12 protein-coding genes and 2 pseudogenes are annotated in these 14,862 nt (G+C 63.0%); all 14 read right to left on the bottom strand.

What is annotated here, in order from left to right:
• Nucleotides 1–152: 152 nt before the first annotated feature.
• The 14 genes and pseudogenes from AB3X89_RS16595 to AB3X89_RS16530 all read right to left on the bottom strand — a co-directional run bounded on the left by AB3X89_RS16595 (nucleotide 153) and on the right by AB3X89_RS16530 (nucleotide 14,860).
• The gene (locus tag AB3X89_RS16595) at nucleotides 153–1,145 is read right to left on the bottom strand and encodes a TRAP transporter substrate-binding protein (protein ID WP_368584257.1); all 993 of its coding nucleotides are present in this window, start codon (nucleotides 1,143–1,145) and stop codon (nucleotides 153–155) included.
• 116 nt (nucleotides 1,146–1,261) lie between these two features.
• Nucleotides 1,262–1,348, bottom strand: a pseudogene (locus AB3X89_RS16590) (IS5/IS1182 family transposase); the annotation flags it as partial.
• Nucleotides 1,349–1,497: 149 nt separating this feature from the next.
• Nucleotides 1,498–2,517, bottom strand: coding sequence for an ABC transporter substrate-binding protein (locus AB3X89_RS16585; protein WP_013093293.1), 1,020 nt, complete (start codon nucleotides 2,515–2,517; stop codon nucleotides 1,498–1,500).
• 34 nt (nucleotides 2,518–2,551) lie between these two features.
• The gene (locus AB3X89_RS16580) at nucleotides 2,552–3,460 is read right to left on the bottom strand and encodes an SMP-30/gluconolactonase/LRE family protein (protein WP_368584256.1); all 909 of its coding nucleotides are present in this window, start codon (nucleotides 3,458–3,460) and stop codon (nucleotides 2,552–2,554) included.
• Nucleotides 3,461–3,517: 57 nt separating this feature from the next.
• Nucleotides 3,518–4,504 (bottom strand): ABC transporter permease, encoded by a 987-nt coding sequence (locus AB3X89_RS16575; RefSeq protein ID WP_368584255.1) that lies wholly within the window; start codon nucleotides 4,502–4,504, stop codon nucleotides 3,518–3,520.
• A complete protein-coding gene (locus AB3X89_RS16570) occupies nucleotides 4,501–5,466 on the bottom strand; it encodes an ABC transporter permease (RefSeq protein WP_152853071.1) in 966 nt (321 codons plus the stop codon). Before AB3X89_RS16570 ends, AB3X89_RS16575 begins: the two co-directional genes overlap by 4 nt.
• Nucleotides 5,463–6,944 (bottom strand): sugar ABC transporter ATP-binding protein, encoded by a 1,482-nt coding sequence (locus tag AB3X89_RS16565; protein ID WP_368584254.1) that lies wholly within the window; start codon nucleotides 6,942–6,944, stop codon nucleotides 5,463–5,465. The genes AB3X89_RS16570 and AB3X89_RS16565 overlap by 4 nt, the downstream gene beginning before the upstream one ends.
• Before the next feature lie 70 nt (nucleotides 6,945–7,014).
• The gene (locus tag AB3X89_RS16560) at nucleotides 7,015–8,049 is read right to left on the bottom strand and encodes an ABC transporter substrate-binding protein (protein WP_368584253.1); all 1,035 of its coding nucleotides are present in this window, start codon (nucleotides 8,047–8,049) and stop codon (nucleotides 7,015–7,017) included.
• 459 nt (nucleotides 8,050–8,508) lie between these two features.
• Nucleotides 8,509–9,969: a xylulokinase gene (xylB, locus tag AB3X89_RS16555; protein WP_368584252.1), complete on the bottom strand. Its 1,461-nt coding sequence runs from the start codon at nucleotides 9,967–9,969 to the stop codon at nucleotides 8,509–8,511.
• A 47-nt stretch (nucleotides 9,970–10,016) separates the two neighbouring features.
• Nucleotides 10,017–10,910 (bottom strand): AraC family transcriptional regulator, encoded by an 894-nt coding sequence (locus AB3X89_RS16550; RefSeq protein WP_018432674.1) that lies wholly within the window; start codon nucleotides 10,908–10,910, stop codon nucleotides 10,017–10,019.
• A gap of 54 nt (nucleotides 10,911–10,964) precedes the next feature.
• Nucleotides 10,965–12,134 carry an ABC transporter ATP-binding protein gene (locus AB3X89_RS16545; protein ID WP_368584251.1) on the bottom strand — a complete coding sequence of 390 codons (1,170 nt, stop codon included), beginning with the start codon at nucleotides 12,132–12,134 and terminating at the stop codon, nucleotides 10,965–10,967.
• Between the two features lie 3 nt (nucleotides 12,135–12,137).
• Complete coding sequence (locus AB3X89_RS16540) at nucleotides 12,138–13,172, bottom strand: NAD(P)-dependent alcohol dehydrogenase (protein ID WP_368584250.1); 1,035 nt, start codon at nucleotides 13,170–13,172, stop codon at nucleotides 12,138–12,140.
• A gap of 10 nt (nucleotides 13,173–13,182) precedes the next feature.
• Nucleotides 13,183–13,995, bottom strand: coding sequence for a carbohydrate ABC transporter permease (locus AB3X89_RS16535; protein ID WP_368584249.1), 813 nt, complete (start codon nucleotides 13,993–13,995; stop codon nucleotides 13,183–13,185).
• Nucleotides 13,983–14,860, bottom strand: a pseudogene (locus AB3X89_RS16530) (carbohydrate ABC transporter permease). Before AB3X89_RS16530 ends, AB3X89_RS16535 begins: the two are co-directional and overlap by 13 nt.
• Between the last annotated feature and the right edge of the window lie 2 nt (nucleotides 14,861–14,862).

Below are 14,862 nucleotides of genomic sequence, written 5' to 3'. Positions count from 1 at the left end.
TCACTGGTCGGTGGTTCTATCCTCAATGAGATGTTTCCGAGAAAAGCTGTTATGCGGCAGCTGGAAGTCGTTACGATTGGCACCCGTTTCTATTGTTGCGCTACAGGTCCCGCGAAGAATCTCGCGGGACCATTGCCGCCAGGGAGCGAGACTTACTTGATCGCCTGGATCTCGTCGACGATCTGCTTCATTTCGGGGGTCTTTTCGTACTTCGCCCACACCGGCTGGGTCGCCTTAACGAACGCTGCACGGTCGATCTGAGCTGCCGGGATGATCGTTGCGCCACCTGCGGTGACGGTCTTCTGCGCTTCGGCTTCACGTGCGGTCCACAACTGCTGATACACCGGCACCGAGTCGGCCGCGGCCTTCTTGATGATCTGCTGCTCCTGCGGCGACAGCGTGTCCCATACCTTCTTCGAGAACACCAGAACTTCCGGCGTCATCGTATGCTGGGTTTCCGAGTAGACCGTGGCGACTTCGAAGTGCTTGCCTTCTTCATAAGTCGGGAAGTTGTTTTCTGCGCTGTCCACGATGCCGGTTTTCAGGCCCGTGTACACCTCCGCGGTCGGCATCGGCGTCGGGATGCCACCCATCGCCTTGATTTCGTCGACAACCAGCTCGGACGGCTGGACGCGGACCTTCAGGCCCTTCATGTCCGCCGGCGACTTGATCGCCTTCTTCGCGTACATCGAGCGCGCGCCGCTCTCGTAGAACGTCAAAGCGATCATGCCCTTCGCCGTGAACGCGTCGAGGATCTTCTGGCCTTCCGGGCCGTACATGACCTTGCGGAAATGATCGATGTCACGGAACAGGAACGGCAGCGACGGGATCATGATTTCCGGCACGATCTCGGTGAATGAAGCACCGTTGGCTCGCGTCATGTCGAGTGCGCCAATGCGGACCTGGTCGATCGTGTCTTTCTCCGAGCCGAGTGCGCTGTTGCCGAACACCTTCACGGTGTCCTTGCCGTTGGTCGCCTTGCTGATTTCTTCGCCCATATGCTTCACCGCCACATTGGTGGGGAAGGTGTCGCCGTGCACCTCGGCAACGCGGAACACGCGCGCTTCAGCCGACATCGCGCTGAAGGCCAGCGCCGCAGCTGCGACGATCATCGAAACACGGGGAAAGGCAAACTTATTGTTCATCGTGCGAAACTTCTCCGGTTGGGGGTTTGTAATTTATCGGGTATTTTCCATTCGTCAACTCTGGGTAACCCGCCACGCCGCGAAGCAGAGTCTCTCCGGCCTAAGAGACAGTTTCATCAAGACTGCTGCACGCGCTGCAGAGTGTTCCAGCAGATCAGGCAACAGCCGAATTTGAGGAAAGCTTCGTGAATGTCAGCACGACGCCCAGCCGCGCCGTCGCGCGGCTGAAGCGTTGCCCAAAACGATGCTCGCATAGCCGCTAGCCGTCAAAGACACCGGTGCGGCTCCTACGATCCGGGCGTCGTCTGTGGCTCAGAGCGATGGCCGTGTGGGTGCTCGAGGCGCCGCCAGCTCACTTCTTCCCATCAATCACGGCGACCACCTCGCCGCGCGTGTATTCCTTGTTCGCCAGCGCACCGGCCGGCGTCTTCGCGAGCACCGCATCGAGTTCTTCCGGCTTCACTTCGAGCACCGGCATCCGGATATCGTGCGGCACCTTCTTGCCGGCCAGAATCTGCTGCGTCACCCAGAACGCGAACGTCGACGCGCCGGGCGGAATCGTCACCGACATCGTCTCGTAGCCGCTCTTCTTCTGATCGGCCCACCACGCGAGTTCTTCCTGACGGTTGCCGAGGATGATGATCGGCGTCGGCCGTCCCGCCGTCTTGATCGCCTGCGCGGCGCCGAAGCCGTCGCCGCCTTGGGTCACGACGCCGTCGATCTGCGGCAAGGTCGGCAGAATGCCCGCGACCTGCTTTTGCGCGACCGTCTGCGTCCAGTCGCCGTGGACCGAGCCGACGATCTTCAGCCCGGGATACTTCTTCAACTGCTCGACGACGCCCTGGTGGATCTCGTCGTCCACCGACACGCCCGCGAGTCCGCGGATCTCCAGCAGATTGCCCTTGCCGTTCAAACGCTTCGCAAGGTAATCGACCTGCATGCGGCCCATGCCCTGGAAGTCGACCGCGATTCGGTACGCGCAGGGCTCGGTCGCGATTCCGTCGAACGACACGACCGTCACGCCCGCGCCGCAAGCCTGCTTGATCACGCCATTGAGCGCGGTCGGCGAAACGGCGTCGACGACGATCGCCTTGTAGCCCTGTAGAACAAGGTTCTGGATCTGCTGGACCTGCTCGGTCGCCTGGCTTTCGGCAGTCGTGAAGCTCGGCGCGGCCGCGACGATCTTTTGCTTGACCGCGGGGTCCGCGACGTTAGCCCAGCTCTTGAGCATCTGCTGGCGCCAGCTGTTGCCCGCGTAGTTGTTCGACAGCGCGAGCTTCTGCGACGAGGTGTCGCCCGTCGCGACCTGAGCCGAGGCACCCGCCGATGCGGCGGCGATGCACAGCGCCACGGCGATTGTTGTCATCTTCATTTTTTGTCTCCGGTTGTTTTGATGGTGTAACGCTTCAACGCTCCGCGCCGCGCACCCCGACGTAAAGCGAATAAATCGACGAGGTCGCCGCGATGAACAAGCAATTGCGGTTGATCCCGCCGAACGTGAGGTTTGCGACTACCTCGGGAATGAGGATCTTACCCAGCAGCGTGCCGTCCGGCGCATAGCAGTGCACGCCGTCTTCCGCGCTGGTCCACACGTTGCCGTGCTCGTCGACGCGCATGCCGTCCGGGACGCCGCTTTTCATCCCGACCAGCACCCGTCCATTGCGCAAACGTCCGTCGCCCGCCACGTCGAACACACGGATATGACGCGGCGCGTCGTCGTCGTGCGACGCGGCTGAATCCGCGATATAGAGCCGCGATTCGTCCGGCGAGAATGCGAGACCGTTCGGCTTCACGAACTCGTCGCTGACGAGTTCCACTCGTGCGCTGTCCGCCGACACACGATAAACGTTGCACCGGCCGATCTCGCTCTCAGCGCGATACCCTTCGTAGTCGCTCAGGATTCCGTAGTCCGGGTCTGTGAACCAGATGTTGCCGCTCGAATCGACGACGACATCGTTCGGTGAATTGAGCCGCTTGCCTTCATAGTGCGACGCGAGCACGGTCACGCTGCCGTCGTGTTCGGTGCGCGTCACGCGCCGCGTGCCGTGCTCGCAGGTGACGAGCCGGCCTTCGCGGTCGCGCGTGTTGCCATTGCTGTAGTTCGACGGCGCGCGAAACACGCCGACGCCCATGCCCGGCGCCCAGCGCAGCATCCGGTTGTTCGGTATGTCGCTCCAGACGAGCAGGTCGGTCGCCGGGAAATACACCGGTCCTTCGGCCCACAGGCTCTGATCGGTGACGCGCGTCAGGAACGCGTTGGGCTGAAGCAGCCGCCTGAAACGCGGGTCATGCACTTCGTAGTCGCTGGATTTCATGTCCCCTCTCGTTTTTTGTGGAGATTCGAAAAGCAGTTCATGCGGGTTCGCGCGGCTTCACCGCACGGTCTTTCCGCCGGCCGCGACCGTCACCGCGACGATCAGCACGCCGTAGACGATCGCGCGCACGCCCGCGTCGGCGCCGAGCGCATTGAGCGCGGCGTTGGTGAGGTACAGGAACATCGACGCGCCCCACACGCCGACGATCGTCGCCTTGCCTCCGGCGACCAGCGTGCCGCCGATCACGACCACGGCGATCGAGATCAGCATGTACTCGACACCCATGTCGAGCGACGCGCCGCCCGAAGTCGCCGCGAGCAGCAGCGCGGTGAGCGCGGCGATCATCGAGCACAACACGTACGCGACGCAGCGCGTGCGGTGCACGTCGACACCGGCGAGCCACGCGGCCCGCGCGTTCTGCCCGATCGCCGAAAGCCTGCGGCCATACACCGCGCGATGCAACAGCACCGCGAGCGCCGCCGACAACGCGAGCGCAAAAAGCGCGATGTACGGCACGCCGACGAACCGGCCGGTCGCGAACGCGCCGAGCGCGGGCGGCGGCGGCGGCAGCTGCCGGCCTTGCGTGATCGCGATCGACTGGATGATGAAGCTCGACGACAGCGTCGCGATGATCGGCGGAATGCGCAGCAACCGGATCAGCAAATAATTCGCGAGGCCCACCGCGACGCCGACGCCGAGCGCGGCTGCGACGCCGAGCGCGACGCGCGCGTCCGATCCGCCCATCACGTGCATGCCGATCACGCCGGCGAGGGCGATCGTCGACGGCACCGAGAGGTCGATGTTGCCGACACCCGACGTGATCACGAGCATCTGTCCGAGACCGACCAACACCATGAACACGCCGTACGTGAGCGCCGTTTGCGCGACGTTGCTGGCGATGCCGAAGCCGAACACGGCGACGATGCCGAACCACACCAGCACCGCGCCGACGAACGACCACGCCCACGGCGCCTGAAGTTCCCTCAAGCGCGTGAAGACGCCGTCGCCGGCACCGATCGCGCTGTCCGAAGTCTGCGATTTCATTGACGCTCCCCGCGTTGAAGCAGCACGCGCAGCGACAGCACGATGATCAGAATCGCTCCTTGCATGCCGACCTGCCAGTCAGCCGAAATGTTGAGGAAGGCGAGGAACGATGCCGCAAGCGTCAGCGTTATCGCGCCGAGCACGGCACCGATCACCGACACGCGTCCGCCGATGAATTCGCCGCCGCCCAGGATCACCGCCGCAATCGACAGCAGCGTGTAGCGCAGCGCGAGATTCGCGTCGGCGGAGGTCGTGAGGCCGAGCAACGACAGCCCTGACAGCACGCCGAAGATGCCCGCGATCCCGTACAGCGTCGCCTTGCTGCGCACGAGCGACCAGCCGAAGCGACGCATCGCGCGGGGATTGCCGCCGGCGCCGCGAATCCGCACGCCGGCCGAGGTGCGCATAAGCAGCACATGGCCGATGATCGCGATCACCACCGACCACACGATCGGCGCCGCGATCAACGGCGTCTGGTAGTTCATCGCGGTGCCGAGCCAGCCGGGGCTCGTGCCGCCAGGCGAAGGCAGCAGCACGATCGCGAGGCCGCTCCACACGAACGAAAGCCCGAGCGTCACGACGATCGACGGGATCTGCCGCAGCTCGATCAGCGCGCCGACGGCCGCATACGCCAGCACGCAGCCGACCAGCGCGAGCACGCCGAGCCATGGCTCTTTCGCGAGGAGCGTCGCACCGATGCACGCGACCAGGCTCACGAACGAACCGATCGACAGGTCGAGATCGTTGACGGTGATGATCGCGAGCTGCGCGAGCGTCGCGAGCACGATCGGCACCGCGAGATTGAGCAGCAGGCTGCTGCCGAAGTAGCTCATCACCGCAGGCTGCATGATCACGATCGGCACCAGCACCGCGATCAGCGAGATCGCCGGAAGCAGTGCGCGCAGGCGCGCCTGAGTGTTTTGGACAGTGAAGCGTTCGACTGTAAAGCGCGCGGGCGTCATGCGGCCTGCTCCTCGAAGCTCGCCGCAAGCAGCGCTTCTTCCGTGCATTGGTCGGCAGAGAGCACACGCGTGACCGCGGCGGAGCGGAAGACATACGTGCGGTCGCAATGCGACAGCTCTTCGTTTTCGGTCGTGTACCAGATGAAGGTGCGGCCCTTGTGCGCTTCGTCGTGCACGAGCTGATAGATATCGCGCTTCGTGCCGACGTCGACGCCGCGCGTGGGATCGTCCATCAGGATCAACTCCGCGTCCGACGCGAGCGCGCGCGCGAACAGCACCTTCTGCTGATTGCCGCCGGACAGCGACAGAATGCCCGCGTTCATCGGCGCGCCGCGTATGCCGATCTTCGTGCGCCACGCTTCGACGAGCGCGCGCGCCGCGGTGCGATCAACCAGACCTCGCCGCGCTTTCGCGCCGCCGAGTAGCCACCGCAGATCCAGATTCTGCGCAATCGACCAGACCGGAAACACGCCGTCGCGGCCGCGGTCGCCCGCGACGAACGCGGCCTTCACGCGGGCGGCGCCGTGACGCGTCGCGGCCTCGTAGATCGCGAGCAGCGCCTCCGTCTGCCCTTGTCCGGCGAGTCCCGCAAAGCCGACGATCTCGCCGCGCGATGCCTCTATCGACGTGCGCCTATGTGCGCCGACGTTCCAGCGGAACGCGCGTTCGCCGCCGCGCGCGTTGCTCGAGCGCGCGGCCGTGGGCGTCTTGTCCGCTTCGAGCTGCTGGCCCATCGCCTGAATGATCGCCGCGCGGCTCGACGCCTCGCGCGGCAACACGCCGACGATGCCGCCGTCGCGCATCACGGCCACGCGATCCGCGACACGCTCGATCTCGCCGAGCATGTGCGTGATCAGTACGCACGTGATACCGCGTTGCGCGGCGCGTCGCACGAACGCGAGCAATTGATCGGCGGTATGCGCGTCGAGCGATGAGGTCGGCTCGTCGAGAATCACGAGCCGCACCGGTGTGTCTGTCACCGTGAAGCCGCGCGCGATCTCCACCATCTGCTGTTGCGTGAGCGTCAGGTCGGAAACCAGCTCGTTGCCCTTGAGCCCATTGCCGGGGAAGATTTCATCGAGTTTCTCGCGCATCAGCGCGGTCGCCTCGCGGCGCCAGCCGCGCCCGCGCAATTGCGGATGCACGATCGTCATGTTCTCGGCGACCGTCAGGTTCGCGCACAGCGACAACTCCTGGAACACGCAGCGCACGCCCGCATCGCGCGCGGCGTTCGCGTCGTAATGCGGCGCGGGCTGGCCGTCGACGACGATGCGCCCCTGCGTCGGCGGATAGACGCCGGCCAGCACCGCCATCAGCGTGGACTTGCCGGCGCCGTTGTGTCCCGCGATGCCGACGCATTCTCCGCGCTGGAACGCGAAGTCGATGTCGGCGAGCGCGCGTACCCGGCCGAAGACCTTGCCGATGCCTTCGAAGCGAATCAGCGCGCGCTGCTGCTCGCTGCTTGATGTTGCTCCCATTCACATGCCTCCATGCCTGGCGACGCGAACTGCCTGCTCGAATTGCTTGCTGGGATGTGACCGGACGCGCTTACTTCTTGTCGAGCAAGGCCACGGTCTGCGGTAACGTGTAGGTCACGTCGGCGAGCCCGCCGGGCGGCGTCGCTGCGAGCTTCGCCGGCAATTCCTGTTCGGAGATTGCGAGCAGCGGCACGTTGATCGTTACGTCCTTCGGAATGTGCTTGCCCGCGAGCACCTGCTGCGCGACCCAGAACGCGAACGACACAGCGCCCGGCGGGTTCGACAGCGAGCGCGACTGGTAACCGGTCTTCGCCTGCTCGTTCCACCACTGGAGTTCCGGGTAGGTGCTGCCGATGATCATCGGCGGCGTGGGTCGATTGGCCGCCTTGAACGCCTGCGCGATGCCGAACGACATCTCGCCTTCGGTCGCAACACCATCGACTTGCGGCAGCGTCGGAAGAATGCCCGCGACGGCCTTCTGCGCGACCGACTGCGTCCAGTCGCCGTTCACCGAGCCGACGAGCTTCAGGCCCGGATGCTTCTTCAGCCCTTCGAGCACGCCTTCATGCATCAGGTTGTCGACGGAGATGCCGGCCACGCCCCGCACTTCCAGGACGTTGCCTTTGCCGTTCAAGCGGGTCGCCAGGTAGTCGACGCCCTGTTCGGCCCAGCCCTTGAAATCAAAATTGACGCGATACGCGCACGGCTCGTCGACCACACCGTCGAACGACACGACGACGATGCCCGCCGCGCATGCCTTCTTGATCGTACCGTTGAGGGCGGTGGGCGACACGGCGTCGATCACGATCGCGTTGTAGCCTTGCAGGACCAGGTTTTGCACCTGCTGCGCCTGCTCGGTCACCTGGTTTTCAGCGGTCGTGAACGCGGGCGCGGCGGCGATCTTCTTGTCGCTCACCGCCTGTTGCGCGACCGTGTTCCAGCTCTTGAGCATCGACTGGCGCCACGCGTTGCCCGCGAAGCTGTTGGATAGCGCGATTTTCTTTTGCGACGTATCGCCGGGGGCGACCTGTGCGTGCGCCGCGCTGCCGACCATGCACGCTGCGAGCACGAGCGCGGCCCTGACATCGATTCCTCTACGGAACATTCTGTCGTCTCCTATGGTTTTTCTTCGCGACATGACGCGGCTTCACTGGCAGTGCGCCGCTATCGGTCTGTATTGATCGCTGCAGCGGTCAGGCCAATTATTCTGGTCAGGCCAATTGATCGCGGAGCCAGTATAGCGACTGGTTTTGGCGCGTGCAATGCGGTTGGTTACCGGTAACGAATTTAGGACCGAATCAGCGCGGAGACGACAAAAAGCCATCGCTTTGAAGCGGAAAAGAGAAATTGCACCATGAAAGGCAAACCGCGAACGTCGTCGACATAGCCGAATTGCTGTCGGAGTCCCGCGCTGCTGGGCTTGGAAGGACAAGACACCGGTCCATGGCCAGCCGATCCTCTCGAGCTGCGTCGAGTCGGCTGTCAACGAGGTTGTCAGCAAGCGTTTCGTGAAGCGGCAGCGGATGGCCAGGCGCATGCTTCGCGCCTGATGTCCTCGAGCCGGTCAGGTACGAAACTCGGATTTCAATGCCTGATAAAGCCGCCGATACCGTGCGAACCGGTCTCCCAGCACGCTCCGAAGCGCCGGGTCGGGTTCATATCTTTCAACGACGGCCGGCGCTTTGACCACGGCAGCAAGTGTTTCCCGTTCACATGCAAGACGAGCGAGGCGACCTGCTCCAAGTGCCGCGCCGAGTTCGCTGCCTTCATTCCGATTGAGTTCGAAGCCCAGTGCGGAAGCACAGAGTTTCCCCCAGAAGGCGCTGCGCGAGCCACCGCCCACAAACGAGGCGGCGCTCAGCGTCGTTCCCGCAGCCTGCAACGCGGCGTATCCATCCGCCATCGCGAACGCGACACCTTCCATCACGCTGTAGGCGAGATGCTGGGCACCGTGCGTTGACGTCATGCCATAGAAGATGCCCTTTGCAGTGGCATCGTTGTGCGGCGTGCGTTCTCCGTTCAAATAGGGCAGAAAAATAGGCGCTGTGGCGCTTTGTCCCGAAGGTGCGATCTCGATCAGCTCGGCAACGCTGCTCTTAAGCAAACCGGACAGCCAGTGCAGGCTCGCCGCTGCGCTGAGGATCACGCTCATCTGATGCCATTGCTGCGGCACGCAATGGCAAAACGCATGGACCGCCTGCCCCGGGTTCGGTGCATAGCCGTCGGTCGCGGCGAAAAGCACGCCTGATGTCCCCAGCGACAGAAACGCATCGCCCGGCCGGGCAACACCAATGCCAATTGCGCTCGCGGCGTTGTCACCTGCGCCGCCACAAACCGTCACGCTGCCGTCGAGGCCCCACTCGCGCTGAAGTTCTCCCCGCAGTTGGGCTGCAGGCTCGCTGCCTTCAACCAGCCGAGGCATGTTCTCTCTCGACATACCGATCGCGGAGAGCATGCGGTCCGACCAGTCCCGTTTCGCGACGTCGAGCCAGAGGGTTCCCGAGGCGTCGGACATGTCGGAGGTAAACTCGCCAGTCAGGCGCCATGCAATGTAGTCCTTCGGAAGCAGCACCTTGTGCACGGCACGAAAGACAGCGGGCTCGTACTTCGAGAGCCAAAGCAGCTTGGGCGCCGTGAAGCCCGGCATGGCCTGATTCCCGGTGATACTGCGGGAATCGGGCACGAGCGCCTCGAGCTCCACGCACTCGGCGTATGCGCGTGTGTCATTCCAGAGGATGGCCGGACGCAGAACATTGCCACTGCGATCGACTAGCGTTGCACCGTGCATCTGGCCGGAGAGGCCGATACCGCGCAGTGCCCCGAACACGCGAGGGTGCTCGGCGCGGATTGCCGCTATGGCGTCGAGCGTGGCGTTCCACCAGTCCTGAGGGCTTTGCTCCGACCAGAGGGGGTGAGGATTGTCGACACGCAGTCCAGCCCGGCTGCTGGCGATGACGTTCGAGTCGGCATCGGTGAGCACTACCTTCACCTCGGACGTACCGAGGTCGATTCCCAGATAACTCAAGGTGTATTCCCAACGGTGAGTAGGCGGCCGCGCCGCCTGGCATGGTCTCAGGCCGCAGCCTTGTGTTCGCGTGACGGAGCGTCGTTGAGTCGGTGCAACGCGCGAAACCTCGAAGGCGGAATCCCTTTTTGCGTGAGAAACTGCCGGTTGAAGTTTGATACGTTATTGAACCCAACGCGGTAGCAGATATCGGTCACACCGAGATCCGAACACATGAGCAGCTCACAGGCTTCATTCAGGCGCAGCCGATTCTGATACTGGATGAACGTGCAGCCGGTATGACGTTTGAAGAAACGCGTAAAACTGCTGACGCTCATGCCCGCCATTTCTGCGACGTCGACTTCGCGCAGGTTTCCGGCGAGATTCTGCTGGATATAAGACAGTACCTGGTTGATGGTCGACGACATATAGCGCTGCGCACTGACGTTGTACGCCGGTCCGGCGAGCAGCTTCCTGCTGCTGCAGGCGATTAACTGATCGAAGATCGACATCAGCAGCATGACGCGTCGCGCACCGTGCGCACCGGAGAGTTCCTGCATGACAGGGGCGATGGCGAGGCCGAGTGCGTCCGGAAACTGCATGCCTTGCGACGCCTGGTCAATCAGCGCCATCACAGGACTGAGTTCGGCAAACGCCGCGACCATCCTGTCGACAGCATCGCGTGAGAACTGCAGCACGAGGTCGCGGGACGGCACGCTGGCACCGCCGTCGCTGTCCGTCACCCAGTTATGCGGCAGATTCGGGCCAGTCAACACGATATTGCCGGGTTGGAAGTCCCCTATGTGGTCCCCCACAAAGAACTTCCCCGAGGAGGCACGGATCACGTGCACTTCGTATTCCGGGTGGAAGTGCCATTTCGCGACCGTATGCGGATAGTCGTGCACCCAAGCCCGAAAGGACTCGTCCTGACGGGTATGGACCAACTCGAGATCCGGATTCATTGTTCTCGCCTCCACAGCAACTCTCACTTCGCGTGACATGCGCGCGCTTGCACGCTAATGTACTCCGAGGCCGGACGCCGCGTGCAGGCGCGCGGCGGGTAGGGGCGCCGCCGCCTCATCTGCCGGCTCGAGCGAAACATTTTCTCCGGTCGCGACGTCGAAAACATGCAGATCCCGTTCGTGGAACGCGAGCTTGACGTGATCTCCGGTATGAGGCGCGGCACTCGCCGGAACCAGTGCGGTTACACGTTCACCCGAGCAGTCAACGGTAATGAGCGCTTCCGCGCCCAACACTTCAACGAGCTCCGCCGCACCGTTGAGCACGAGATCTCCGTCCGTTGTCCCGGATTCTGGAATCCGTACGAAATTAGGCCGGACTGCCAGTTTGATCGTCTGCCCGTCCTGCAAGCGCCGAAAACGGTTCGCGCGTAGCTGCCAGTGACCGGCGGCAGACGAGACAGTCACCCGCTCGCCGGTGCATTGCACGGAGCCATCGAGAAAGTTCATCGCGGGCGTGCCGATAAAACCCGCGCCAAACATCGTGCGCGGATACCGGTAAAGCTCGGTCGGCGTGCCTTCCTGCTCGATGTGACCGCCTCGCATCAGAATGACGCGGTCGGCTAGCGTCATCGCCTCGAGTTGGTCGTGCGTCACGTAGACGGTGGTCGTTTTGAGGCGCTGATGCAAGCGCTTGATGTCAGTGCGCAACTGGGCCCGCAGCTTGGCGTCGAGGTTCGACAACGGCTCGTCGAACAGGAAGACAGAGGGCGTCTTGATCATCGCCCGGGCGATGGCGGCGCGCTGCTGCTGGCCACCCGACATGGCGCGCGGCTTGCGTTCGAGCAGGGCGTCCAGATTCAGCAGGGCCGCCACTTCGCGCACGCGGCGGTCGATCTCCGCCTTGGGCGTTTTGAGGCGCCGCAGGCCGAAGGCAATGTTCTCGTACACGCTCATGTGCGGATACAGAGCATAGTTCTGAAACACCATTGCAACATTGCGCTCGCGTGCAGGCACATCGTTCACTACCCGGCCGCCAATCGACAGGCTGCCTCCGGAGATTTCCTCCAGCCCCGCGATCATGCGCAGCATCGTCGATTTGCCGCATCCCGACGGCCCCAGCAGCACGACGAACTCGCCTTCGTCGATGTGCAGGTCGAGAGGATGCAACACCGGCTGCCCGCCGTCGTACTGCTTCGTCAGTCCTTCGCAGACAATATTAGCCATGATTCAGTCCATTTCGATCTGGATCTTCACGTCCTCGGGCCGACCGGCTGCGGCTTCCTCGAACGCCTTGATGCCTTCTGAAAAGGCGAATTTGCGGGAGATGAATGGATCGACGTCGATCATTCCCGAACTGATCAGGGCCAGCGCCCGCGGGAAAATATTCGCGTAGCGGAACACGGATTCGAGCCGGATTTCCTTCGCTTGCATGGCTACCACGTCCAGCGCGACCGGGCCTGGCGGCATGCCCACCAGCACCGCGCAACCGCCCGGACACACCAGATCCAGCAGTGTTTCGAAGACCTTCGCGTTGCCCGACGCTTCGAACACGACATCGGCGCCCCAGTCTTCGGTCACCCGACGCACCACGTCGACGAGCGATTGCTCGGCGGCATTCACGGTGGTCACCGCAGGATTGCCGGCGAAATGGCGCAATTTCTCTTTCACGACGTCTGCCAGGATCACGCGCGACGCGCCGCCCGCGAGCGCCGCCAGTGCCGTCATTGCGCCGATGGTGCCCGCGCCGATCACGACCGCCACGTCGCCGGGCTTCATAGCGGCCTTCGTGGCCGCTTGCAGTCCGATCGACAGCGGCTCGACGATCGCCCCTTGAGCGAACGAAACATTGTCGGGCAGGCGGTAGGTGAACGCGGCTGGGTGAACCACGTAGGGTGTCAGGCAGCCATGCACCGGCGGAGTGGCCCAGAATCGCACAGCAGGGTCCAGGTTATAGAGTCCGCGCATGGTCGCACGCGAGTCGAACTGCGGCACGCCGGGTTCCATGCAAACCCGGTCGCCTACCTTCAGGTGGCCCACCTCGCTACCCACCTCGACGATCGTGCCCGATGCTTCATGACCGAGCACCATAGGTTGCTCGACCTTGAACGGCCCAATGCGTCCGTGCGTGAAGTAGTGCACGTCACTCCCGCACACGCCAACGGTATGAATGCGGACCTTGACGTCGCGCGGCCCGACGGCGAGCGGCAAATCGATGTCCCGCAGGCTCAGGCGTCGAGCTTCTTCCAGTACAAGTGCCTTCACGACATTCTCCTCATTTTCCTTTGAGCATTGAGTTCAGCAAGCGGATCAGCACGCCCACGAAGATGATCGGTGGCAGCGCGAGCAGGACCGTCGACGCATTGATCACGCCCCACGGCACCTCCTGTCCGAGCGACGTAAAGGCAGACGCCACGACGGGCAGGGTGGCGCTGCGCGAGGACGTCAATGCGAGGCCTATCATCAGTTCGTTCCAGACCAGCACGAAACTGAATATGATGCCGCCCAGCAGCGTGTTGCCACAGGTCGGCAACGCAATGCGCCAGAACACCGCGTAAGGTCCATAGCCGTCGAGCGTGGCGGCCTCTTCGATCTCGCGCGGCATACGATGGAATACGGGTATCGACAGCCATGTGATGGTGGACAACGTCGTCAGCAGATAGGTGACGATCATCGAGAAACGCGTGTCATACAGACCCAGGTCTACCCAGATCGCAATGAGTGGAATCGCGATTGCCACGGGCGGCAGGAAACGCAGCGACAACAGAAAGAACTGGATGTCGCGTTTTGCGGGAACGTGAAAACGCGCGATCACATAGGCCGCCGGCACGCCGAGCAGCGTGCCCAGCACGACCGCGGTGCCCACGATCACGGAACTGTTCTCCAGCGCGATCAGCACCTCCGGGCTTGAAATGACCTGCCGGTAATTGTCCAGAGTCGGCGTAAAGATGAAACGCGGCGTGGGTGTGACGATATCGAGCAGGTTTTTCAGCGAATTGAGGACCGCCCAAACGACGGGAAACACGGCGACCACGGCGAGCGCCACGCCAAACAACAGGATCGTACTGCGGGAGATCAGTCTTCCCATTTGTTCACCCGCTTCCAGATCAGCGTGAAAATCAAGGTTGTTGCGGCCATCATCAACACCGCCATGCTCGATGCGTACGACACCTTTCCCGCGAGACCGATCCCCTGGGAGTATGCATACAGGTCCAGCGTTTCGGTGGAGACGCCCGGGCCGCCTTTGGTCATCACGTAGATCAGGTCGAACGAGCGCAGCGATTCCACCATCTTGATGAACACGAGACTCATGATCGGCGCCTTGAGCATCGGCAGCGCGATGTACGCGTAGACCTGCCAGGTGCTCGCATAGTCGAGCCGTGCCGCCTCGAGCGGCTCGGGCGGCAGCGTTTCGAGCAGCTTTAGCACGACCACCGAGAAGAACAGCCCCCATTGCCAGACATCGACCAGCGCGACCGCATAGAGCGCGAGCCCCGGATCGGAGAGAAAGGCCGTGTTCGTAAAACCGAACAGCCCGACCAGCCAACTGAGGATGCCATTCAGCGGCGAGTACATGAACTTCCAGATAAACGCCGCGGAAACGCGTGGCAACAGCACGGGAATGATCAACAAAACACTGATGGCATTGCGCAACTGGCCGTGCACGTGCTCGAACAGATAAATTGCAACGACGATGCCGAGCGCGACCGCACCGAGCACCGTGACGATCTCCCAGATCACGAAACTTCAATGGAGTTGATAAAGCGCCGGTCGGCGGCAAGGCGCACGAAATTGCGAAACCACACCAGTTCGCTATCCGGGTAGCGCAGCACGCGATTCCTGAGCGCGAGGTTGATTGCCGCGACGGTCGGGACGAATCCCAGCACCGCCATCGCAACGAGAGGCGGTACAAGAAACACGAACGGAAGGCTAGTCTTTCCGCGATTGAACATTC

This window comes from Paraburkholderia sp. BR14320 (assembly GCF_040948665.1).
Taxonomy (GTDB): domain Bacteria; phylum Pseudomonadota; class Gammaproteobacteria; order Burkholderiales; family Burkholderiaceae; genus Paraburkholderia; species Paraburkholderia youngii.
This window is presented reverse-complemented; position numbering and strand designations above follow the sequence as displayed.

What these genes read in the sequence shown, in the direction of transcription:
- AB3X89_RS16585 (WP_013093293.1), bottom strand. Translation starts at nt 2,517, where the DNA reads ATGAAGATGACAACAATCGCCGTGGCGCTGTGCATCGCCGCCGCATCG.
- AB3X89_RS16560 (WP_368584253.1), bottom strand. Translation starts at nt 8,049, where the DNA reads ATGTTCCGTAGAGGAATCGATGTCAGGGCCGCGCTCGTGCTCGCAGCG.
- AB3X89_RS16550 (WP_018432674.1), bottom strand. Translation starts at nt 10,910, where the DNA reads ATGAATCCGGATCTCGAGTTGGTCCATACCCGTCAGGACGAGTCCTTT.
- AB3X89_RS16570 (WP_152853071.1), bottom strand. Translation starts at nt 5,466, where the DNA reads ATGACGCCCGCGCGCTTTACAGTCGAACGCTTCACTGTCCAAAACACT.
- AB3X89_RS16565 (WP_368584254.1), bottom strand. Translation starts at nt 6,944, where the DNA reads ATGGGAGCAACATCAAGCAGCGAGCAGCAGCGCGCGCTGATTCGCTTC.
- AB3X89_RS16575 (WP_368584255.1), bottom strand. Translation starts at nt 4,504, where the DNA reads ATGAAATCGCAGACTTCGGACAGCGCGATCGGTGCCGGCGACGGCGTC.
- AB3X89_RS16545 (WP_368584251.1), bottom strand. Translation starts at nt 12,134, where the DNA reads ATGGCTAATATTGTCTGCGAAGGACTGACGAAGCAGTACGACGGCGGG.
- AB3X89_RS16535 (WP_368584249.1), bottom strand. Translation starts at nt 13,995, where the DNA reads ATGGGAAGACTGATCTCCCGCAGTACGATCCTGTTGTTTGGCGTGGCG.
- AB3X89_RS16595 (WP_368584257.1), bottom strand. Translation starts at nt 1,145, where the DNA reads ATGAACAATAAGTTTGCCTTTCCCCGTGTTTCGATGATCGTCGCAGCT.
- AB3X89_RS16580 (WP_368584256.1), bottom strand. Translation starts at nt 3,460, where the DNA reads ATGAAATCCAGCGACTACGAAGTGCATGACCCGCGTTTCAGGCGGCTG.